This is a genomic window from Pseudobdellovibrionaceae bacterium (assembly GCA_023898385.1).
Lineage (GTDB): Bacteria > Bdellovibrionota > Bdellovibrionia > Bdellovibrionales > UBA1609.
In genome coordinates this window covers 696,254-717,123 of sequence record CP060220.1, presented here as the reverse complement: position 1 = coordinate 717,123, position 20,870 = coordinate 696,254, and the positions used below count along the sequence as shown (strand labels likewise).

General features: G+C 41.4%; 26 protein-coding genes, 1 tRNA gene and 2 pseudogenes. 2 read left to right on the top strand and 27 right to left on the bottom strand.

The genetic code is table 11. From position 1 onward, the window contains the following. The first annotated feature begins 3 nt into the window (after positions 1–3). Entirely contained in the window at positions 4–852 is an 849-nt protein-coding gene (locus H6626_03010) for a 2,3,4,5-tetrahydropyridine-2,6-dicarboxylate N-succinyltransferase (protein ID USN48074.1), read from the top strand. Here H6626_03010 and H6626_03005 read toward each other — a convergent pair. From H6626_03005 to H6626_02970, 8 genes are all read right to left on the bottom strand, one after another. Beyond that, the gene (locus H6626_03005; GenBank protein USN48073.1) at positions 849–2,066 is read right to left on the bottom strand and encodes an ABC transporter permease; all 1,218 of its coding nucleotides are present in this window, start codon (positions 2,064–2,066) and stop codon (positions 849–851) included. The two genes, H6626_03010 and H6626_03005, sit on opposite strands and share 4 nt — an antisense overlap. A gap of 22 nt (positions 2,067–2,088) precedes the next feature. Further along, positions 2,089–2,661 carry a hypothetical protein gene (locus tag H6626_03000; GenBank protein ID USN48072.1) on the bottom strand — a complete coding sequence of 191 codons (573 nt, stop codon included), beginning with the start codon at positions 2,659–2,661 and terminating at the stop codon, positions 2,089–2,091. Between the two features lie 2 nt (positions 2,662–2,663). Continuing rightward, positions 2,664–3,593, bottom strand: a complete 930-nt coding sequence (locus tag H6626_02995) for an MCE family protein (protein USN48071.1) — start codon at positions 3,591–3,593, stop codon at positions 2,664–2,666. After that, positions 3,590–4,324, bottom strand: a complete 735-nt coding sequence (locus tag H6626_02990; protein ID USN48070.1) for an ATP-binding cassette domain-containing protein — start codon at positions 4,322–4,324, stop codon at positions 3,590–3,592. The genes H6626_02995 and H6626_02990 overlap by 4 nt, the downstream gene beginning before the upstream one ends. After that, entirely contained in the window at positions 4,324–5,067 is a 744-nt protein-coding gene (locus H6626_02985; GenBank protein USN48939.1) for an ABC transporter permease, read from the bottom strand. The genes H6626_02990 and H6626_02985 overlap by 1 nt, the downstream gene beginning before the upstream one ends. Positions 5,068–5,356: 289 nt before the next feature. Then, complete coding sequence (locus tag H6626_02980; protein USN48069.1) at positions 5,357–5,914, bottom strand: YdcF family protein; 558 nt, start codon at positions 5,912–5,914, stop codon at positions 5,357–5,359. A gap of 9 nt (positions 5,915–5,923) precedes the next feature. Beyond that, entirely contained in the window at positions 5,924–6,304 is a 381-nt protein-coding gene (locus H6626_02975) for a RidA family protein (GenBank protein ID USN48068.1), read from the bottom strand. Positions 6,305–6,319: 15 nt separating this feature from the next. Continuing rightward, positions 6,320–6,832 carry an organic solvent tolerance protein gene (locus H6626_02970; protein USN48067.1) on the bottom strand — a complete coding sequence of 171 codons (513 nt, stop codon included), beginning with the start codon at positions 6,830–6,832 and terminating at the stop codon, positions 6,320–6,322. 161 nt (positions 6,833–6,993) lie between these two features. Here H6626_02970 and H6626_02965 point away from each other — a divergent pair. Then, positions 6,994–7,069: transfer RNA gene (locus H6626_02965), tRNA-Ala, on the top strand. Between the two features lie 727 nt (positions 7,070–7,796). On the opposite strand, the pseudogene H6626_02960 reads toward H6626_02965, so the two are convergent. The 19 genes and pseudogenes from H6626_02960 to H6626_02870 all read right to left on the bottom strand — a co-directional run bounded on the left by H6626_02960 (position 7,797) and on the right by H6626_02870 (position 20,870). Further along, positions 7,797–8,069 (bottom strand): annotated as a pseudogene (locus H6626_02960) (recombinase family protein). Positions 8,070–8,210: 141 nt separating this feature from the next. After that, positions 8,211–8,780 (bottom strand): annotated as a pseudogene (locus tag H6626_02955) (recombinase family protein). Next, positions 8,773–8,919 (bottom strand): hypothetical protein, encoded by a 147-nt coding sequence (locus tag H6626_02950; protein USN48066.1) that lies wholly within the window; start codon positions 8,917–8,919, stop codon positions 8,773–8,775. Before H6626_02950 ends, H6626_02955 begins: the two are co-directional and overlap by 8 nt. A gap of 165 nt (positions 8,920–9,084) precedes the next feature. Further along, positions 9,085–9,318: a helix-turn-helix transcriptional regulator gene (locus H6626_02945; protein USN48065.1), complete on the bottom strand. Its 234-nt coding sequence runs from the start codon at positions 9,316–9,318 to the stop codon at positions 9,085–9,087. A gap of 46 nt (positions 9,319–9,364) precedes the next feature. Then, positions 9,365–9,694, bottom strand: a complete 330-nt coding sequence (locus H6626_02940) for a hypothetical protein (protein USN48064.1) — start codon at positions 9,692–9,694, stop codon at positions 9,365–9,367. Further along, positions 9,672–10,019: a hypothetical protein gene (locus tag H6626_02935; protein USN48063.1), complete on the bottom strand. Its 348-nt coding sequence runs from the start codon at positions 10,017–10,019 to the stop codon at positions 9,672–9,674. The genes H6626_02940 and H6626_02935 overlap by 23 nt, the downstream gene beginning before the upstream one ends. Next, positions 10,006–10,275, bottom strand: coding sequence for a hypothetical protein (locus tag H6626_02930; protein USN48062.1), 270 nt, complete (start codon positions 10,273–10,275; stop codon positions 10,006–10,008). The genes H6626_02935 and H6626_02930 overlap by 14 nt, the downstream gene beginning before the upstream one ends. Before the next feature lie 5 nt (positions 10,276–10,280). Next, positions 10,281–10,814: a hypothetical protein gene (locus tag H6626_02925; GenBank protein ID USN48061.1), complete on the bottom strand. Its 534-nt coding sequence runs from the start codon at positions 10,812–10,814 to the stop codon at positions 10,281–10,283. Positions 10,815–10,891: 77 nt separating this feature from the next. Next, positions 10,892–11,671 carry a replication-relaxation family protein gene (locus H6626_02920; protein USN48060.1) on the bottom strand — a complete coding sequence of 260 codons (780 nt, stop codon included), beginning with the start codon at positions 11,669–11,671 and terminating at the stop codon, positions 10,892–10,894. Then, entirely contained in the window at positions 11,652–12,974 is a 1,323-nt protein-coding gene (locus H6626_02915) for a DNA translocase FtsK (protein ID USN48059.1), read from the bottom strand. The genes H6626_02920 and H6626_02915 overlap by 20 nt, the downstream gene beginning before the upstream one ends. Before the next feature lie 122 nt (positions 12,975–13,096). Further along, a complete protein-coding gene (locus H6626_02910; protein USN48058.1) occupies positions 13,097–14,062 on the bottom strand; it encodes a hypothetical protein in 966 nt (321 codons plus the stop codon). Next, positions 14,059–14,793, bottom strand: a complete 735-nt coding sequence (locus tag H6626_02905; protein ID USN48057.1) for a hypothetical protein — start codon at positions 14,791–14,793, stop codon at positions 14,059–14,061. The genes H6626_02910 and H6626_02905 overlap by 4 nt, the downstream gene beginning before the upstream one ends. Before the next feature lie 2 nt (positions 14,794–14,795). Further along, the gene (locus tag H6626_02900) at positions 14,796–15,377 is read right to left on the bottom strand and encodes a hypothetical protein (GenBank protein ID USN48056.1); all 582 of its coding nucleotides are present in this window, start codon (positions 15,375–15,377) and stop codon (positions 14,796–14,798) included. 28 nt (positions 15,378–15,405) lie between these two features. Then, positions 15,406–16,419: a hypothetical protein gene (locus tag H6626_02895; protein USN48055.1), complete on the bottom strand. Its 1,014-nt coding sequence runs from the start codon at positions 16,417–16,419 to the stop codon at positions 15,406–15,408. Next, the gene (locus tag H6626_02890; protein USN48054.1) at positions 16,420–17,109 is read right to left on the bottom strand and encodes a hypothetical protein; all 690 of its coding nucleotides are present in this window, start codon (positions 17,107–17,109) and stop codon (positions 16,420–16,422) included. A gap of 114 nt (positions 17,110–17,223) precedes the next feature. Continuing rightward, positions 17,224–18,039 carry a hypothetical protein gene (locus tag H6626_02885; GenBank protein ID USN48053.1) on the bottom strand — a complete coding sequence of 272 codons (816 nt, stop codon included), beginning with the start codon at positions 18,037–18,039 and terminating at the stop codon, positions 17,224–17,226. Positions 18,040–18,538: 499 nt separating this feature from the next. Continuing rightward, on the bottom strand, positions 18,539–19,171 hold the full coding sequence (locus H6626_02880; protein USN48052.1) for a transglycosylase domain-containing protein: 633 nt from the start codon (positions 19,169–19,171) through the stop codon (positions 18,539–18,541). Between the two features lie 23 nt (positions 19,172–19,194). Beyond that, the gene (locus H6626_02875; GenBank protein ID USN48051.1) at positions 19,195–19,857 is read right to left on the bottom strand and encodes a hypothetical protein; all 663 of its coding nucleotides are present in this window, start codon (positions 19,855–19,857) and stop codon (positions 19,195–19,197) included. A 419-nt stretch (positions 19,858–20,276) separates the two neighbouring features. Further along, positions 20,277–20,870 carry a hypothetical protein gene (locus H6626_02870; GenBank protein ID USN48050.1) on the bottom strand — a complete coding sequence of 198 codons (594 nt, stop codon included), beginning with the start codon at positions 20,868–20,870 and terminating at the stop codon, positions 20,277–20,279.

The following is a 20,870-nucleotide window of genomic DNA, read 5'->3' as shown; positions in this document are numbered from 1 at the left end:
TCCATGAGTAAAAAAATCGACGTCACTGAACTTGAATCTAGAATTCATTCCATTTTTGAAAAATCAACTACACTGAAGGACTTAAGCGAACTTGAAGAACAAGAACATGACGATATTAAAAATGCCATTAAACTTTTAAATAAGGGCCAGGTGCGGGTCGCCAGCTCAGAAAATGGAAAATGGGTCACTCACCAGTGGCTAAAAAAGGCGATCCTTTTGTATTTTCGCCAGAGAAAAATGAAAGTGATCGAGGCTGGCGACTTAAACTTTGTGGATAAAATCCCGCTAAAAGAGTGGACAGGCGAGGAAGGTGTGCGAGTGGTCCCCCACGCCCTTGTTCGAAAAGGGGCTTTTGTTGAAAGTGGGGCCATCTTAATGCCCTCATATGTCAACATAGGCGCCTATGTGGGATCAGGCTCCATGGTGGACACTTGGGCTACAGTGGGATCTTGTGCGCAGATCGGGCGGCATGTGCATCTCTCTGGCGGCGTGGGCATTGGCGGCGTGCTTGAGCCACTGCAGGCCAATCCCGTTATCATTGAAGACAATGTTTTTGTGGGCAGTCGTTGTATAGTCGTCGAAGGCGCCCATATTGAAGAGGGTGCTGTTCTAGGAGCGGGCGTGACCATCACAGCCAGCACCAAAATCATTGATGTCACTAAAAAAGAGGGATCCACCTATGTGGGTCGTGTTCCGAAAAACTCTGTGGTCATACCTGGCACACGAATGAAAGATTTCCCTGGAGGAAGTTACGGAACCCCCTGCGCTTTGATCATTGGCCAACGAACCGAAAGCACAGACAAGAAAACATCTTTAACTGACGCCCTTCGTGACTTTGAAGTTTCAGCTTAGTCCGCCCGAAGTCCATCGACCACACTTTCTTGTGCGGCAATGCGAGAGGGTATCCACGCTGCCGCCACCGCCACTAAAATGGCGCCAATGGTGGCTACAATCAAAGTGGCCACATCCACTTCGGCGGGGATCGATGAATCATAATAAATATCTGGGAGTATGTTTAATGGATAGGCTTTTAAAAAAGATGCCACCGCCACACCGAGCAGTAAACCTCCTCCAAGGCCGATGGCAGAAAGAAGCAGCCCAATCCCAGCAAACACACGTCTCGTTTTACGCCGAGAAAGACCCATTGCCTTCAACATGCCAATATCGCCACGCTTGTGGGTCACTAACAACACAAGCACTGTGATAATCGAAAAACTGGTAATGAGAGCACTCAGCCCTAAAAAGGTTGCGATGGCATATTTTTCAAGGGTGAGAGCAAAAAACAAGGTGGAGTTTCGATCCACCCACGATTCCACTGTGACGCCCAGCTTTTGAAGCCGACCTTGTAAGGGCTTAAAGTTTTCCGAATGTTTAAGGCGCACCATAATCCCCGTTTGTCGGCTAGCCGTATTCCCAAATCGCTGGAACGTTTGACCCAATCCATAGTAAATCATTTGCGAGTCAATATCTGAGAGCTCCGTAGAAAGGAGTTTTTTTACCCGCACACGCGCATACTCAGGAACCTCACCGGCCGGCAACAACAAAGACTCCGGTGGCACCACCACCACCTCATCCCCAGACAAAACACCTAAGCTGTGAGCCAAATCTACGCCCATTAACACTTCTCCAGGTGCCAGCGCCGACAGATCCAGATCATCTTCCATACTGGATTTTCTATGGTTGGAGAATTTTTCAGCCCGTTTTAAAAACTGCTCCATCGCCGGGGATTCAAGTCCATTGGCTACGGCTCCACCGAAAAGGCCGTCCACTGTGCGAAGGATAACATCTTGCTGTTCAAAACTATGGTATTCAGCACCGGGCTCTTTGCTGATCTCGGCCACCACCTGATCTTGCAGGCCTTTTAAGTTTGTCACAACCAAATGGGGCTCGACCGCCAGCAACTTTTGCTTGATGTTACGATGAAACCCACTCATCACACTCATGACTAAAATCAAAGCAAAAACACTCACACCGATTCCGAATATACATAAACGAGAGATCACCCGGATCAATGATCCTGTGCGCGGACTTAGAAGGTAATTTTTAAATAGATCCCAGGTGAGCATGCGGCATTATCACCGCAAAAAATTACGAGGACAAGAAGTTAAGGAGTTTTTGCCACCAGCTGACAGAGGAACCCTTTGGAGTTTTCCCAAATTGCTTCAACACTTCTTTGGGATTCATTTTGTCCATCTGCGGCGCGTGGATGAAATTATTGACAAGAATCAAGCGATCATCGGCCTTAATTTGGTCTGAGTATTGGAGAAGCTCGATGGCCTGTCTCAGCGCTGCCCCTTGTAGCTCATCGTCGTAGATAATCACCTCACTGGATGTGGATGACGGTGGTTCATTTTTTACACGACTCTGACTCTCTGCATGACCTTCGCTGTCCGTCTCTTCGTCAATGATAAAACCGGTGCGGATCCCTTCGACGATATTCCACTCCACCACCTGCCCACAAAAACACACCTGTTGCTTAATAATATTTTTGCGCTCATCTTCCCAAACAAAGAGATCCACATCAAATTCACTATGAAACCAGCGACTCACCACCTGTTGCATGTCGGCAGAAATGACCTCCATCCCCATTTCACAAAGAGACTGCCCAAGAGCTTTGGGATTAAAGATCACTTGATTTTGCTTTCTCGCTTCTGAGCTCATAATTATTCTTCAGCAGGCTTTCGTTTGTTTTCTTCTTCTTTCACATCTTCTACACTTCCACGCAGCATGAATGTTTTTTGCATGGCCTTAAGTACTATGACGGCCTCGTTGAGCGCTTCAAGAGCTCGCAAGGATGCCTGCGGCAACTCCGGACCCACTTCTTTTATGGCCGGCTCCAGGGTGGACAACAATGTATTTAGATGCAACATCACCGCCTGCACTTGATGAGCCATTTCTGGGGCCTCCTCAAGAATCTGCGGCATGACCTTATTTAATTGGTTCACCATACGAGCCACTTCAATGGCCATATCGTTAAAGTTGCCCAACAGGCGCGGGGTTTTCTCAAAGGTCTGATTCATATTATTAATCAATGGCGTGAGAGCATCGAACATGTCTACGAAGGCTTGCGTTCGCCTTGTGTCGGCAAAGGCTTCGGCTAAGATTTTCATATTCTCCATAAGCCCCTCTAGTGTCCCTAAAAGAGGACCCAACTTCTTGCCGCTCATTAGGTCCATCATATCCACAGTGTTTTCTGAAGCCAGCACGGCCCCTGGCTTTGCCATAGGATGACTCTCGTTCCCCACGGTGATATCAAGAACCTTCTCACCAATAATGAATGGGCGTAGCACCCGAACCCGACTATCTTCTCTGATTCGACCATGAAACTTCTCAAACACATCAAACTTCACTAGAACTTCGTCGGCAGAGAGCAGTTCCACTTCAGATACGGAGCCGGCTCGAAGACCAGCCACGTTGACCACTGTCCCCGAGTGCAAACCATCAGCAGATTCAATTCGGGTCTCAAATCTGATTTTCGATGAAAACCATCCTTTTTTGACTGCGATTCCCACAGTGGCCACAGCCGACCCCACCACAGCTGTAAGCACAAAGACTCCAGCGACTCTTTCGAATTTGTTAAATTTTATTCTCATCCCTCTGCCACCTTCCTGAGTGGAGCGACCACACCCACAGACGGTTTACAAACCAATTTTTTATTGCTGATTTCAATCACTTTTGTTGCCAGTGGTTCCATGAATGCATCATTGGCACTGGCCACATAGACATGCTTTAGTGTTCCGCGCTGTCTTTGCTCTAATATAAGGTCCGCTAAAATCGTCTGCGCCTCTGCTCGCAAACCAATGGTGGGCTCATCTAACAACACCATTTCAGGATCAGCCAGAAAAGCTCGGGCTACACATGCCGCCTTTCGACTACCGCCAGTGACTTCTGATGGACGCAGGTCTGCCGCATCACTCAGTAAAAACCTCTCAAGCATGGCATGAACTCTTTGGTTCACATCATCTTCACTAAAAATCTTATGATACATTAATGGGAGCGAAAGATTTTGATGGATCGTTCGGTTGGCTAAAAGACCTCCGTAATCAAAGCTGTAACCCATCTTCAATCGGTAGGGCAGCATTTCAGAAAAAGACATCTGCCCTACGCCCTGGCCATTGATTGAAAAATCTCCCCTTGTTGGCATCAAAAGTCCCGTCATAATTTTTAACAATTGAGATTTTCCCTCGCCACTGGCTCCCCGAATCCAAGCTATTTCTTCAAGTGGCAACTGCACATTGACGTCATTGAATAACACTTGGTCGTTTTCAAAAGCCAATGAAAGGTCTTTAAATTGAAGATCTTGAAACACGGGAAAGTTCGCCATTAAAACACTCCCAGTTTTCGCAATTGATTGAGGTAAAACAACGTTGTCACCGTCAAATTGAACCCGATCACATAAATTATACTTTTCATCACGGCCTTTGTGGTAACTTGTGGCACTTCATGGGGGCTCTTTTTCACAGAAAGCCCCTGAAAAGAGCAAATGGCAAAAATAATGGCCCCGCTAAAGGTGTTTTTTAGTAAAAATAAAAGCACATCTTCGGCAGCAAAAGCCTGAGCCAAAGAGTCTATGTAAAAGGCAAAAGACATCTCTGTTGTGAGTCGACTCACAACAAATCCGCCAAGTAGGGCGATGGCAACAAAGTAAAAGGCAAGACAGATGACACTGATGACTCCGCCAAAAATACGAGGAAACACAATGTAACTGAGCGGATCAATCCCCATCACTTCAAGGGCGTCGATTTCTCGATTGGCGCGCATATTACCCAATTCAGAGGCAACGGCCGTGCCCGAACGAGCAATAACGATTAGGGCCGTTAGAAGCGGCCCCACTTCGCGAACGATGATAACCACAAGCAAGTTTCCTATGTTGTCAACGCCGCCAAGCAAATTCAGCTGGGCCGTGGACTGCATGATTACAATTCCGCCAGAAGCAAGAGCCAGACTTGTCACAATGGGCATGGCTTGAAAACCGGTGAAATAAATCTGTGCTGATATCACGCTGAATATCGTTCGCATCCCTTGGGCTTGATCGACAAAGGCCGCTCTCACCGAAAGATAAATCATTAACAACACCTGTACTGTGTATTCAATGTTGTCGATGACCTTCCGGCCCACACTGTCAACTCGCCCTATTAGTGCATTTGCAATTCTTGCCACAGAAATTCCCCTCTTGATACCGTATCGGCCAATTCGGCGGGGGACTTAACGGTTTGAATCTCTATATAATAAAGTGGCCTGCAACTACCAAAACGTCGAGGTCCAGTGGGAAAGCAACGGCAATTTACCTGACTCAAACCGCTGTGTTTTTGAAGCTACAACACAAGCTCTGTGGATCTCAAAAGGAGGATGACCTTTAGTACACCCAAAGGTCATAAAACATGGACTTCACCACTTCAACTGTGACGCTTTGCCAGGAGGGAACGTAAGAATTGCGAATGATCGAGCGGGGGTATATGGGAAAGTTCTCAGGATAGGCCGCTCGAAATGTGCTTAAAGCTCGTGGCATATGCAAGCGGGTGGTAATGAGCACCAAGTCCCTGCAGTGCAAAGCCTCAACAATGGGCAACGACTGAAGCGCATTCCCGTAGGTGGTGCGCGATCGTTTTTCTAGCACCACGTCTTGCTCATCTAGTTGTCCATAGTAGGGCCACTGCGGAAAAATTTCTCGCAACTTTGCTTTTGGGAAAACGCCAGAAATAATCAGTTTCTTTATTTGTCTTTGCGCTAAAAGAGAAAACCCCTCAGCAACCCGACCTGGGCCGCCAGTAAGAACAATGGCACAATCGGCAGAGTGATCTTCCCCCCAGGATGTGGGTCGCTCCGCTCTTAAAGTGAGTGCTCGATGGTAAAAGTCCCAACTGAACAACAACAGCACTCCAATAAATATGGCCCAAAGTAAGTAGCGCCCCATAAAGTTTGATCAATTGTGATGGGCTATGACTTCCACTTCCACATCAACGCCCTTTGGCAAAGCCGACACGGCCACGGTCGACCGAGCCGGAGCCACCTCGCCAAAATAAGAAGCATACACTTCATTGACTAAAGAAAAGTCTTCCATGTTTGTGAGAAATATCGTCGTCTTAACGACATTATCAAAAGTTAAATTTGCAGCTCCAAGGACGGCCTTTACGTTTTCCATACAAAGACGGGCCTGATCGGTCACCGAGCCTCTGAGCACTTCATTTGTTTTTGGGTCGATGGCAATTTGCCCTGAGCAATACAAAAATCCGTTCACCGAAATAGCTTGTGAATATGGCCCTACTGGAGCTGGTGCCGACTCACTTTGAATACGTTTTTTCATAATAAATACACCTCATTAAAAGTAAAAGATCATGCCCGCTCTAAGGGGATGGTCACCAAAAGTGCGAAACCGAACAGCGCTGGATACGGACGATACGCCAATACCCGCTTCAAAACTAAGGCCCAGACTATCAAGGCCAGGCAAAAAGAACTCACCTCCAACAAAGCCGTTGAGCTCAAAACCGGTATCGGTGTTTCCATTGTCTTCGTCGCTGATAAGGCCAGCACCCGTTCCCATATAGAAGTTCATGTTATCTTCCATAAAAACAATGCGATAAAGCTTCACCATAAATCCAAACTTCGAATCATTTTCCACCGTGTCGACACCAAGAGCTGCCGACAACCCGATTTGAGGGTTGGGATAATATTGAACGGCAAGACTGGGCAAGGACACCGAAAACTGGTCCGTATACCCCACGCCCAAACGGTTTGTTAAATCCTTCGCTTGAGCGCCACTAGCAAAAAGCAATGCCGCCCCAATGACCCATGTTGTCAAATATCTCTTAGCACTTGCTGCCTGCACGATCATAACAGTCGCCTCCAATAATTCTCCTGCTCTCGAGAGAGTCAGAGTTGAAAATAAGTCAGAAGTCCTATTAATGCGCTAAGCACCGAGGATTTCAATAAAATATTATTTCCTTGCCACAGCAAGCCACCCTGGCTAAATATCACGCTTCAAAAGTCGAATAAGGGGCTGTAGCTCAGCTGGGAGAGCGCAACGCTGGCAGCGTTGAGGTCGCAGGTTCGATCCCTGTCAGCTCCACCATTTTTACCAATATGCAGAATATGTCCTCAACCCTGCCAAGGGTTGAAGACGCTTCCCGAAAAATAAATTTTAATTGAACTTTGGAGCTGTCCAGAGGCTGGACAATGATTTTTTGAAACAATTTTTTATAGATGGACTTGAGAGATACCAAGTCCTTTTGTTTGACGAAATTTAAGGCTTCAGCCACGATTTTTAGCTGCTTTTCTTCACCAAATCCTTGCGCTTCTTGAAGCTGTTTTTCCAGTAATTGAAGCTGGTTCCTTTTGCTTTTGAGTTCTTCTTTTTCGCTTTTCAAGGCGACGAACTGATTTTTGTACTCATTCTTAAATGATCGAGCCATTTCCAAGTCATCGTCTTCGAGCAAAAAACTAAGCCGACTATCGAGCTTTGCTCTTTTGGCTTTGATTTCCTCTAATAACAAATCAACCTCATTAATTTTTTCCCTAGTCACAGACAGAGTATTGTCCTTCTTGCCTATATAATTGGCAATGCTGTTTTGGTAATCAGAAGCACCTGAGTATATTTGATTAAGAATTTTTTCTGCTTCTCCCTCAAAAATATCAGTTTTGACCCTGATGTTATTGTCCTTATTGTAATAATAGGTAGATTTATAACTGTTCCCCCAAGCTCCGCTTCCCGCAAATCTGGAGCCATCCGTAAACTCAAGCAAACCCGAAAGTGGATAGCAACGATTTGTTCCCTTCGCTCTTGAATTATCCATTTCCATAACTTTGGCTTGAACCTTATCCCATAGTTTTTGATCTACAACACAGCCATAATCAAATTGAATCTCAGTGAATCGGTCATAAGGCATCAATTTATTCTGCCTTTTCCCTTTGTTTTGTTTATTGCGATACCATTTTCCAATATATCGAGGATTTGTAAGCAATGCCTTAATGCTTGCACGATTAAATTCTTTTCCTCGCTTGTTTTTGATATTTCTCTGTTTGCACCAGTCAATAATCGTAGTATACCGATCAACCTTTAAAAACTCAGACATTATCAGTCCGACTTGTTTAAGCTCCTTACTATTGGGTTTAAAGACACCTGTACTTTCCCCATGTTCATTTTTTACAACATCAAACCCTAATAACGGAAAATTCCCATTAAACTTTCCAGAAGTGATTAATGCCGAGTGGTTGCTCTCCTTAATTCTTTTTGACGTAGTACGGGACTCAAATTCAGCATAGGCAGCTAACTGATCGAGCTGCAAAATGGATGCGGGATCATTTGGGTTAAAAGGCAACCCACGAATACAAATTTCGCAATCATAAGTTTGACACAATTTAAAGAATCGCTTCCAAATTTCAACATCTCTCACTAATCGAGAAATTTCCTTAAAAATTATGAAGCGATGTTTTTTAAGTCCTATGTTGTGTTGCAGTCGAATAAATTCAGGTCGATTATCATGGGTTCCAGTAATACCAGGCTCAATATAAAATTCTGTGATTCGATAATTGACTCGCTCTTGTTCTGAACGATACTGAGACTCTGCAATTGCAATGTGAATCTGCTGCTCTAAAGACCCTCTTTCTACTGCAACTTGTGTATCATCCGAAAGTCTTAAATATACAGCCCCTTCAATTGTAGACCAGTTTTTATCAAAAGGCTTCCAGCTTTTAACGTGATCGTCAGCAATGGCCTTACAATCAGCAACAACTTTCAAAACTAACCTTTTGATTTCTTTATGACTCAATCTTTTTCTAGCCATTGGCAATCCCTCGGTTTTTATAGGAATTTGCAATAATCATCGAAATCTCATCAACAGTTTTCCGGTTTGGTTGACCCACAAGAACAGATTCTACCGTCAATTTTTCGCTGTCTATAATCATTGTCTTCTTGGATTTCATTTTTTCTTTCACCAATTTGTTTCTTGTCACTCTTTCTATTCTTTGACATTTCTTGCAGCGACTATCATATCCATTTTGACCAGTTTTCTTTTTATGGAATTGGTTCCATTTTTTAAATGTATCGCAACTCCGACAATCTCTTCCCAAATCTTCGTTGGGTATGAGTTATCCTTTCTTCTTTTTTATTGTCACATCAATTTCCAAACCAACTGTTTCGGCCATCTCAATAATACGTTCTAGACTGACGGCAGTATTTGTACCCCTTAAGTATCTATTTATATCAGTTCGTTTCACACCCAATTGTCGGCCAAGTTCACCTTGGCTCATTCCATTTTTTTTCATCTCAACTTCAATTTTATCCAGAATCTTTCTCTTCAATTCCACAGCACTTCCAGCCAATATTTCCTCCTTATGATAGTAGATATTTTATCTACTATCAAGTCATTTATTTCTGAAACCATGAATATATCCTTACTGCGCCAAAATAGATATAAGCGAGCATTTTACGCCAAATAGAGAGCGAGCTAGGGTTATTTTCGATATGCGTCATCATGTTCTTTAAAAACACCTTATCAGCCTCCTTAAAATCCTCACTATTTTGTGCCTTTGAAAACATGAAATCGTGGACATCGCACTGGTCAGAAATGTTTAGTCCAAGCAAATGATTTGGCACAACAGAATTAAGCGGCCCATCAGGGCCGCATTGGTTAAGTAATTTCTTTTTCTCTTCATCATCTAATCGCCAATACTCTTCAGGAGCTTGCAGCTTCTTCATTATTTATTGGGATATTTGATGACTTTGATTTCCTGCCACGTTTTTTGACGGGCCTTGTTTGGCTTAAATACTGTTTAATTGACTCGTCAATTTCGTCACTTGAGGCATGACTAATGAGCTGCTTGAGATAGTTTTTCTTATCAAAGAATTTTTCTCTTAAAGTTTTGAACTCCGTTGATTCATACTTCTTAAAGAAAAGTTCCAGAATCTCGTTTACAACTTTCGATGCATCGACTTTACAAGAATCCTGTCTCAACTTTTCGGTCAGTTGAGTGACCGAGCTTGCCTGGTTATCTCCAAGTAAAATCCGCTTAACGATTTTCATCTTTTTGGTTCTCATTTTGTTTGAATTGAGGACTCAAAGTAATTTGAAAGGCCCTATAAAACCCCTCATTGAAAGAGTTCTTCCTTTCAATCTTAACTTTCTCTTGGCACTCCGAATTGCTAATCTTAGCTTCTTCTAATAGGCTTGTATCATGCTTGGACTTTTCAATAGATTCCAAAACAAAAATTCCACAAAGAATTAAAATTCCCAAAGAGACAATTTTCATTAAAGCTAAATCATTTTTAGATAAATTCATCTATGTTAGTCCTTTGAAGGCGTCCAAAAAGAATTACCATTAATTGTCCAGACACAATGCTGTTGAACCAGCTTGTCGCCCTTGACCTCCCAATCAAAGCACTCTTTATCTACATCAGGTGCTGACAGTCTAAAGTCTTGAACACCGCCGCCACCTTTTTGTGGGGTAGACACAGAAAACTTATCTAAATTAAGAAGTGTCTGTTTTCTGGTTGTAGCATCACGCTTCTCTAAGCTGCCATGAATAATATAGCTGCTTATTCCACCAATAGCGGCTCCGATTAAAGCACCATTTAATGCCCCTTTTCCTTGATCTTCTCTATTTGAAATAGAACCTCCAATTGCTCCTGCTGCGGCTCCAACACCGACACCAGTTACAAGAGACTCCTTCATTGAAGCGCATCCTGATAGCATCACGCTTCCAATAATTAAACTCATCAATATTTTATTTTTTATACATATTCTCCTTGTTACATTGTTTATACAAATTAGCTCCATATTTCGGACTGCTCTGATTTTCAGTTGTCCAAAATCAATCAAATTAAATACTTACCATTTTAATACCGCTCTCATCGAGATCACGTTGAGAGCGGAAGTCGAGAGCAGTCATCTGACGACTACTTGACCCGAAAGACCGACCCATTTGCGTTTTTGAAAATCAGTTCGTTCTCAGCATTGATGACATTACTGAACAGTGAAAAGTACATCTTTGGCTTGCTACCATGACGGGTTGCCACTTGTTGATCTACCTTTTGCAGACCTCTCAAATTGTACTTCTCCATACAGATATAAAGCACTCCATCAACACCATTTCTGCAATAGTATTCATCCACCTTCTTTCCATATCGCACCTTACTTTTGTGTGTGGTATCAAACTCTATAGCCAATTTAAGGACTCCAACTTTTGAATCCACAAAAGCCACAGCATCACTATTCAGCTCAACAAATGGATGTAACTCTTCGTTGTCTTGATAATCGACACACGATTGAAGCACATTTTCAGTGAAGTAATGCTGAACTGATATTTGTTTCTCAAAAACTTTGCGAATATCTACCAAAGCGGTGTCGTGGATCAGACATTCACTTAGAGTTGCTTTTCCCTTTACACTATATGGTAGTAGTGGCCTGATTTTTGTCAGTCCTCTTTGTGTCAGAGAATAGCAGTATGTGACTTCTCTTCCTGCATTCAAAGACATTCTACATATCAGCCCTAAAGATAAGATTTTCCTAAGTCTTCTATTAACAGTATCTTTTGATATACCTCCAAAAAAATACCTATTGATTTGATTCCTGGTGGCAACTTTGTTTTCAAACAGAAAACAAAGTATTCTAAAGTCACGATCACCTAGAATCACTTTCGAGACTTTTTTACTTGAATTAATTATCTTCGTTTGCATTATCAATTTTAGATGAGTTAGAGGATTCCAATAGTGGCTGAAAATTCTTCCGCTCGCCATTGTCAAACTCATCTTTAAGCACTTTCAATTCTTCTTTCATTGCATCGTCATCAAGATAAGGTGCCTGTACTTGCTGATGGTCGCTGCCATTGGTCCACATCGCTCGCCCTTTGATGGCAGGAAGTTTTTTCGCAAGGTTTCCACCCATTGCCACGTTAGAAGCCGCCGAGGAAATCATTCTAAATGTCATTCTCCCTGGCAAGTTATCCAATGTCTCAGTCGAAATGGCTTCTTTCACTGGCTTTTGCGTGGAGGGAATCAAATGAATCCCTGCGGCTCTTGCCAAACGTGCTAACTCTCCAATGTGTTGACTGGCAAGAGCATTTGATTTTTTACCAAATAACGCCGCCGCCTCATCGACACCAACGACAATCAAATCTAACTTATCCCTCATGGGATCAATTGATTTGAGTCCTTTGTCCTCTAAAAATTTGTAGCGACGATTCATCTCTTTAACCAATGCCCCTAAGATATTGGTCGCCTCGGTTTCATCCTTGGCCGTTTTTACGTTGGGAAGTTCCGCAAATTCTTTGACTTCCACACCTCGCTTAAGGTCCAGTAGGTAGAGTTGAATATGCGGAGAGCTTTTCAGCAACGAAAGCATGGTTGAGCGGAAAAACACTGATTTCCCTCCACCTGTGGCCCCTGAAATCAGCAAATGGGGCAGAGAGCGTATTGGTTGCACCATTGGCCCTTTAAGGCTTTGTCCAATGATAAATGAGTAAGGTTCTTTCACATGGGCGTATAGCTCATGGAACCCCACCACATTCGGTAAATCGCGCTCGCAGAGGTGTATTTCTACCTTTCCTTTGTCACTTGCCAAATTAATGCTTTCTACTGTTTGCCTAAAGCCCGCCGTTAAACTGTCTTTCTGCGCCTCAAACTTGCCAAGACCAACACCAAAAGTTTCTACAATCACTTTGCTGCGGTTTTCACCAGTGGGAATGATTGCTTTAACCTTTGGATTTTCACCCATTGCTGTTTTTAATCCAGCACGGTCGATGGCCTTTTGAAAGACCGCATATTTTCTAAACTCTTTAAAACCAAAAAACACCAGCGAGCCGACAAAGAACAAAGTCATCAATGTCATATACTGACTGGCTTCTGATAAATAAAAGAACAGTCGAAAATAAAAAGTCAGAGGATCACCAAAGAAAAACTTCATTCCTTGTTCGAGATAATTCGTTGACCCAAGCAACAATATAGAAAAAAGACTTGCCACAATTGTTATTGTGGCCCACATATCAATGCTCTTGAATTTGACTCTTTTAATCCCAAAGCCACATATTTTAAAAATAAGAATGAAACTCTTTCCGATGCCAATGACGGCGTTTTCTAAACCGTCGCCTTTATTTTTCTTTTCACTCACTGCTGTTCACCGTAATAAGTAGAAACAAGGTTGACGATCATTTCTTTACCCGCAGGAATCGTGACATATTCTTCGGAGTCGCTTAACTCTGATGCCTGTCTTCCGGCTTCCATTTCGCTCACTTTTGAAATGCCCTGATAAAATGCGTTCTTTGCATTGGCTTTTGGCGTGGCTTCAACCGCTATAGTCGAGCCATTTGAACCCCCACTTCCTAGAGCTTCACGCTCGGTGAGAGTGTCGGTCATGGCTGACACCATTGTTAGCCCCAACGTGGCGGCAATTCTTTCTGTTCTTTTCCCATGAAAATCACCCATAAGTCCTGGGGAATAATCTTTTGAGTTTAATGCCTGTGCTTTCAATTTAACCTCCCTTCCATCTGGCAGTAAGCCTTGAGTGAATTGAATAAATACCTTTTCGCCCATTCCAGGGTAGCTGATCTTCCCAAATACAATCGTGTTCTTAGGAACGCTGCCGCCATTTTTGTCTTTGCCCCCATAAGGAAGCAAAACCTTGTAGATTTGATCTGTCTCCCTTGTATCAATGGCCGTCAAAAGTTTTCCGACGAGATTTGTTCCAAGTGGAAGTCCTCTCTCTAGTCCATCTGGCCCTTTACGCTCAATAACTTGAGTGGCTTTGTACTCAATATTTTTGACATAGCGTTGTGGGCTGCCGCTATGGTTTCTTCGAGACTGAGCTTGAGCGGCCTGTGCCGAAGCATCAAGCATTCCATTCACTTTTGGAGAGCCTTGAGCCTCTTGACTCGTTTTCTTGCTCTCATTTTTTATTGGCACTGTCGAATTAATGACGACACTTGTATCTTCCTTGGACCCTAACCACATTGTTATAGCGACTCCAAAAACAACAACTGCAACACAAGAAAGAAAAATTGATTTTTTATCAGCCTTATCTTTTGTCCCATCAACTTTAAGAAAAAGGCCTGTGACACGTTTTGGAAATTTCACTGCAAATACCTCCTCTCAACGATGATTTTTGACGTTTTCTCATTTAAGAAAGCATTGAGGGTGAAGCCCCTAGTTTCCTTCAATGGTAGAAAAATACGAGCTTTAGATACCTCGCCTGTTTTCAGTACATCTTTTTCTACTACATAGCCTTGCCCTTTCAGTGGAGAACCGCAGCGTGTCGCAACAAATCTCAGCGATGTGAGACTTTGCGTTTCTTTTGGTTTGCCATCAAATTTGATTTCAAGGTCAATCATCCTTAATGACCTCTCTGAATCAGTGCTTGTTTTAACAACGAGAACTTTGAGTGATTTTTCAATACCAAATTTTAACCCTATCGCTTGAAAGCCTGGGTTTTCTTTTTTCACAGGCGGATTCTTTACGGGTGAGAATTTTGATTTCCATTTTACATAGACCAAATCATCGTAGTCACAGCCATGACACACCTTTAAAATAAATCCATAGGTGTGATAAGGCGTATAGACGAAAAGATTTGTTTCCACATCGCCAAGAGGCTGAATCGTCAAATCATTCTCAATAAACTCCACCGAGTAATAATTTTGATTACCAATTACCACTTTTTTTGGCTTTTCTGAAAACCTCAAGACAGATGCCTTACCCATCCTAAGTAGGATGGGCTGCATCTTTGTATCATTGACGTTGACTGTTCTAATTCCTCCGGCAAAAGACACTGGCACACACAAAAGTGAAAAACTGACCCAAAACAGAATCATTTTCACTTCGATTGATGCTCTTTGATGCCATTGACGTACAAACCAATCGGATTCCAAACATTTGCTGACCCTTTGATGATATTCAAAGACACAGTTGTTGGAACTGGAATAGGAATGCCTTCAATTTTTAATAGCTTGTCAAAACTGGCAATAACCTTGTCGTCTGTGACATTCACTTCAATATTGACAATAGATTGCGAGGTTTTCTTACCTTGAAACTCCTTATCTTTTAAGTAAGTAACCAGCTCAAACAGTTTGGCATTGAGTCCATCCGTGACGATAGGAGAAAGACTTTTTCTCATTGTCATTGGATCAAGCTCTGTCCATTCGTAGCGACGTTTTAAAAAGTCAGCAACGAACCCCTCCACAGCTTTTTCGGAAATGGAAACATTCGCCCTTTTGCCGCCATAATAGCTCTGTGAATTTTCTGATTGAACCACCACAATAGGATCAGAAAAACACATGAGTCCAATTATGAACAATTGTAGAACGCAGACCAAGATAAGCCCTGCGTTGATGAGTTTGTGTGTTCTAAGTAATGAATTAATATCTGCCCAAGCATTTAAAGCTGGGCTTTTCTTCATCTAAATCTTACCTCGTTTTTTACTTTCACTATGATTTACCTCCATTACGTTTATTTGGATTTTCATAGGACATTCCATGTGCCCTATATATTTTTTCTTGATTTTTTCGATGCTTCCACCCAAGAGAATTAATATCTGCGTATTCATTCTTAAAGTTTTGAAATTTCGGCTCAATCTTTTCTCTAAACCGACTGACTCGGCCACTGATGGGATTTGTCAGTGGTTTGGCTGCAAATTTTCCAGCTCCCCAGGTTTTTGCAGCACCTTGCTTAATCATCTTTGTTGCATATAGCTTCGCCGTTGTCGCTGCTGCCATTGCTGGTGCAGAGGCCAAAGCTGAAGCCGCACTTTCCATTCCGTCATTGATGAGTGAGCGAGTTGCAATGGGAATAAAAAGCATACTTAATCCAATGCAAAGATTAAGAATGATCGACAGCAGATAGTCTTCAAGCCCACCTTGTACGGGGTTCATAGCGAGCTTTAACAAAAGCACACCTAAAACCGTCCAAAGAATTTTCCAGATGATGACTTTTACCAGACCTTTATAAAGATTTGCCGTCACATTGGCTGTAGATTTTGGAACATAAGCCAAGATCATCAAGGGTGACACCGTAAAAAGCACCACCCAAACAAAGTGGGTCAATGCTTCCGCTACAAAAAAGCCAAGATAGGCGATAATGTAAGCGACAAGTGCAAAGACATACAGAATATGTCCTCTCAAATCAAACATACTACTTGATGAATCTTGATAATTTGGCCCCAAATTCTTCAGGACTTCCCAGACATCAGTGATCTTGTCAATTTTATCTATAATGCCGTCGCCAATCATCCCAATGACATTGATTGTATAATCAAAGGAGAAAAGTAGAAGCATTGAGATCACAACGCGCCTTAAAATATCAAAAACGTCGATATTGTCTTGCTTACCCTTGAAAAATTCTAAGATGATTAACAGAAGCACAAGGGGCACAAGTAATATCCAATAAAGTTCAAAAACTTCCCCGCGAATATCCTTCGCAACAACCGCGAGTTGGTCAAACACTTAAAATTTTAAAAAACCTTTCTCACGTTTAAAGTTCTTAAAGGCCAGACCAAGACTGCGGTCAACCTCTTGATAGGAAGATACCGAGTTTTTATCTTGCCGATTTCTCATGGCAAGTTGTTCACTTTGCATTTTTAAACTCTGACTCTGAAGCCGAATCAATTGATTGATACTTTTAAGAATCAAAGCATTTGAAATGGCCGCCGACCTTGCAGCTCCCTTTGGAGACGCCGATTCACTCTGAATCCGAAGAGAATCTGAATTGCTTTCCTGGGATTTAGAAAAATCCTTAAATGAGTTTACCATACGAAGCGACTCAGCCACAGTTTGGTCGTGGAGCTCCTGCAATGCCTCTTCGGGAGACTTTGGAATTTGACCATAAAGCGTCGCTACCGTTTTTAGGGAGCGATTGAAGTCTCGAAGCTCTTTAAGCACGCCTTGATCTTCAATTGGTAGGCTTTCTAAAAGCCCTGTGATATTTTCAAGTCCCTGGTGAATCGTTCTAAAATAGTTATCTGAATTTTTTGCCTGATCCATCATCATTCTGAGCTGCTGATAGCGTTTGTAGTTTTCCAACAGAATTTTTGTCAGATACATAACCTGAGCTGGTCCTGTTGGATCAATAAACGCATTTGCAGAAGGAGTGATGAAGAAAAGAGGCAATAGCATTGCGATAAGTCTTTTTCGCAATAAAACCTCCATAAATTAGTTATTGATTATTCAAATTTAAATATACTTCTGAAAAATAATGCTGTTCCCTTACACTCAGTGGGATCGCTAACTTTCAATCCTAGACTAAAACTGTCATTCTTTTACTTGGCTTGCTTTCAGAATTTGAAAGTTAATATCAGACTTTGTGACCTTTCTTAAGTGTAAATAAAGACCCGAACAAAATCTGTCAAAACTTCTATAGACATTGGCATAGTCTTCGTCTGCACAAATAATTCCGATTCGTGGATGTTGAAAATGATCGACGAATTTATATTTAATCGGATGAGTCAATGTCACACTTGCTTCTATTACAGAGTTAAATTTTTCTGAAAGCTTTGGTAGATTCTCAATGACTTTTACCTTTGCTTTATTCTCTCGATAATCTGGAGATTTTTTTGGATCTACTTGAAGCTTTTGACCTATTACTATTTCAGAGTCATAGATAACATAGAGTCCGAGTTTTTCGGCTAGTGAAAGTAATTTTTTTTCAAAACTTTTCCCTTTTCGATCTAAAAAAGACTGCTCTATACCAAAATCAACTTCGACAAGATTCCTATTACAACAATATATGGATTGCCAACTAGGAGTGGTTTCGGCGACAGTCAATTTTACTTCAATATCTTTTGGATATACATCTATCGTCGGGGCAAGGCCATCAAGAGAGCGAGTAAATTCTCTAATTTCATCCTCGCACTCAAGGATTGATTTTACCTTGGGATTACCCTCAATAGATTTCTCAACCCACTTAATAAGAGTATAGAATTCATCAATTTCTTTAGGTAATTTCAAAATAACAAATGACTGACTCATAATGACTATAGATAGCTTAGAAAATTCTGTATGAAAATTGATCTTTCTAAAACTTTTGACCCATTGTCCCACAGAGGAGTCTAAGTAGTTTGACTTCATTCATTTTTTTTAACCTCTTCAAAAACGATTGTGGTTCAAACGAAGGGTTTTGAATTGTCCGACCGAAATATTCTTATTAAATAAATTGCTCTTTCCAAAACCAAACTAAAATAAGTGTAAAGAAGTAAAACTAAAGACACAATATAACTGAACAGAGAAAATTTGTCCAAAATAGTACCATAATTAAAAGTCGCCGCAATAGAAGCATGTAACGGATAGTCAGTTGCCAACATCATGAGGCCAACAACCAAAGCCGCTGGGAAGTAGCAGACTTCGATCAAACTTATTGGTTTCTTTATTAATAAAACGCGACTTATTAAAAATGGCAGCAAAGGAAACAGAAAAAATACCAATGCGAAAGAATCATCATACGAGTTATTCCAACCTAAAGATGCCATTAGGCTTCCGTCATCACAGTAAAGATTAATAAAAGACGAGCTTAGTAAGGCAAAGAAAATTGAAACTACAAAAATTAAATTTGCCTTCTTAAATTCTAGCATCATTTTTTAACGAGTCCCAGTGGCTCATTTCGTGCTAGTTGGGATGCTTCGGAAGTAATAATATCTTTCTCAACGAGCATCTGAAGAATTTTGTTTCTCTTTTCTATTACGCGATCTGGATGTTTATATGGGTTGAAATACGATGGCGACCAACTCATAGCCACCAGCAAAGCAGATTGAGCCACCGTTAGAGCTTGAGGTTTTATTCCCCATAATTGTTGAGACATCGACTCAACCCCAAACAAAGGGTCTCCAATATTATTGGTAGCCCCAAAATAACCATAATGAAAAATTCGCATATAGGACTCTTCACCATCTGCAAACAGATAGATATAGGGTGCCAATAAAATTTGACTCTGTTTTACGGCTGATGGGCGCGATTCAACATCTCCATTCTTTACCAAGTTGGCAACACTCAATTGAATCAAAATATTTTTTGTGGTTTTAAAATCAATTGCATTCTTAGCTACCAATTCAAACTGTGGTGAGGAAGGAACTGAAGAAACATTAGAATTTGACCAAGCCTTTTGATATTCACTTCTACCTTGTAGGATAAAGACAAATAAAAGGCCGACAAGTCCCAAAAAAATTACCAAACTCGCAATTTTGAAAAAGTTAAATATCCTTCTCATCAATTATCCAGCCTCCGATGCAATCAATCAGACGTAGTATAGGGTTCAAATTTCCCATTCTTGAAATAATAAATGGTTGATGACTTTTCCCAAAAATTTAATGAGAAAGCGTCATTTTTTAGATCAAGCTCATCCTTCTCATAAGGTGATTTTACTTTCCTTGGCTTTTCATAAGAAATGAAATCCGATAACCCATATTCTTTCTTACCGGAGATAGTTACCATCCAATTTTCTTTTAAAGAAGTTTTTGCTCCTTTTGAAATTTCAATCACCTTATATTCTTTTTCTGACGAAACGACTGCAATCAAAATGTCATTCTTTTTATTATAGCCAGACAAAATTACATCAAGAACTTTGTCCCCATTCATGTCTCCAATTACTGACACAAAATTTTGCTTAGAATCCGGCTTCAATGACTTTTTCACCGTAGGCATGAAATCGTCAAACTTATATACCTCAAAATTTGCATCATACTCTTTTACAGTCTTTTTTACTTTTTCACCCAGCTCAAGATTGAATTGCCCATTTTTATTAATATACTTGGGCGATGCATGAAGGTGTTGGATAAAGAGCAATAAACCAAATAATAGCCACTTAATTTGATAGTTCATGCCTCCAATCTTAGAAAAGAATATATAGCAGGTCCAGCCTTTTCTTTTGGCAAAAAAGTTAGCTGGCAAACTCATGGAATCAAATACTTATCTTTCTTCTAGTGCTACCCCATCAAAGCGGAATGACATCGTAGTAATTAATGAAAATGAAGTTACTATTTTCGCTTTGTTATAATCCATGTACCTATAAGACTACAGCAAACTGAAATAAAAAATAAGGTTGTCGCAAAATAGTGTCCATGCTCAACATATGCAGGCAGAGATCTATAGTGATCTCCTCCTTCAGCGATCATAGACTCAGATCCAAAATGATATTCACTTGGATTAGAAACTGCCACCATAGTTTCATTAAGAAAAAGGTGGCCAGAGAAAAATGCTGCTATAGAAAATAAGATTATAAAAATGCCCAGAAATTTTCTCATACTTTAAGATACGAAAGAAGATAGGTTTGGTCCAGTTGAATCAATGACATTAGTCCTAAATTTATGGCTCTACTAAGGGAAAGCGACTGTCATGTATAGGCCGAAGGCATCGCCGCTCTTTTTAGAACCATCACTTTTGGGCACAAAATCCCTAATATTATATCTGATCCCATACGAAAGCATTCCTTCGTCACGATGGTTTTCAATCATTTTCTCTATCGCCAAAATATAGCCAAACCTGTTCTCATATTTTCTATTGATGTCAGATCGTCCACCTTCGCCCTCAAGTTTTGACGACATATAATAAGAAGCTCCATAGCCCAAGCGAAATCCATTTCTTTTATTTTTATAAAAGTACATTAGTTCCAATGGAATATTCGTCCAATTGACATCTCCCTTATCTTCGTCAGTATCCCAACTAAACTTATACGCAACCGTGAGTTGGGCTTCAAAAGCATGAGGATTCGTGTCAGAAACTCTGATAATTGTACCGCCAGAAATAAAGAGGCCCGTTCCAGCATTTATATCAAAATCACTTTGATCTGATTGATCTCGAAGAGATTCACCGCCGCCGTCATAACCAATCTGCATGAGTGGGTAAAAAACCCTAGCATGGGAGACACTTGAAGCAAATATTCCGAAGAGAAATAAAAAAGCCTTTAACAA

Coding starts and splice junctions, on each gene's coding strand:
- H6626_03000 (USN48072.1), bottom strand. CDS start 2,661: ATGAGCTCAGAAGCGAGAAAGCAAAATCAAGTGATCTTTAATCCCAAA.
- H6626_03005 (USN48073.1), bottom strand. CDS start 2,066: ATGCTCACCTGGGATCTATTTAAAAATTACCTTCTAAGTCCGCGCACA.
- H6626_02900 (USN48056.1), bottom strand. CDS start 15,377: ATGAAGAAAAGCCCAGCTTTAAATGCTTGGGCAGATATTAATTCATTA.
- H6626_02970 (USN48067.1), bottom strand. CDS start 6,832: ATGATCGTGCAGGCAGCAAGTGCTAAGAGATATTTGACAACATGGGTC.
- H6626_02995 (USN48071.1), bottom strand. CDS start 3,593: ATGAGAATAAAATTTAACAAATTCGAAAGAGTCGCTGGAGTCTTTGTG.
- H6626_02940 (USN48064.1), bottom strand. CDS start 9,694: ATGAAGAAGCTGCAAGCTCCTGAAGAGTATTGGCGATTAGATGATGAA.
- H6626_02915 (USN48059.1), bottom strand. CDS start 12,974: ATGTGGGCCACAATAACAATTGTGGCAAGTCTTTTTTCTATATTGTTG.
- H6626_02875 (USN48051.1), bottom strand. CDS start 19,857: ATGAGTTTGCCAGCTAACTTTTTTGCCAAAAGAAAAGGCTGGACCTGC.
- H6626_02975 (USN48068.1), bottom strand. CDS start 6,304: ATGAAAAAACGTATTCAAAGTGAGTCGGCACCAGCTCCAGTAGGGCCA.
- H6626_02880 (USN48052.1), bottom strand. CDS start 19,171: ATGAGAAGGATATTTAACTTTTTCAAAATTGCGAGTTTGGTAATTTTT.
- H6626_02990 (USN48070.1), bottom strand. CDS start 4,324: ATGGCGAACTTTCCCGTGTTTCAAGATCTTCAATTTAAAGACCTTTCA.
- H6626_02905 (USN48057.1), bottom strand. CDS start 14,793: ATGATTCTGTTTTGGGTCAGTTTTTCACTTTTGTGTGTGCCAGTGTCT.
- H6626_02935 (USN48063.1), bottom strand. CDS start 10,019: ATGAAAATCGTTAAGCGGATTTTACTTGGAGATAACCAGGCAAGCTCG.
- H6626_02980 (USN48069.1), bottom strand. CDS start 5,914: ATGGGGCGCTACTTACTTTGGGCCATATTTATTGGAGTGCTGTTGTTG.
- H6626_02950 (USN48066.1), bottom strand. CDS start 8,919: ATGAAATCCAAGAAGACAATGATTATAGACAGCGAAAAATTGACGGTA.
- H6626_03010 (USN48074.1), top strand. CDS start 4: ATGAGTAAAAAAATCGACGTCACTGAACTTGAATCTAGAATTCATTCC.
- H6626_02885 (USN48053.1), bottom strand. CDS start 18,039: ATGAAGTCAAACTACTTAGACTCCTCTGTGGGACAATGGGTCAAAAGT.
- H6626_02920 (USN48060.1), bottom strand. CDS start 11,671: ATGCAAACGAAGATAATTAATTCAAGTAAAAAAGTCTCGAAAGTGATT.
- H6626_02985 (USN48939.1), bottom strand. CDS start 5,067: ATGATTTATCTTTCGGTGAGAGCGGCCTTTGTCGATCAAGCCCAAGGG.
- H6626_02930 (USN48062.1), bottom strand. CDS start 10,275: ATGAATTTATCTAAAAATGATTTAGCTTTAATGAAAATTGTCTCTTTG.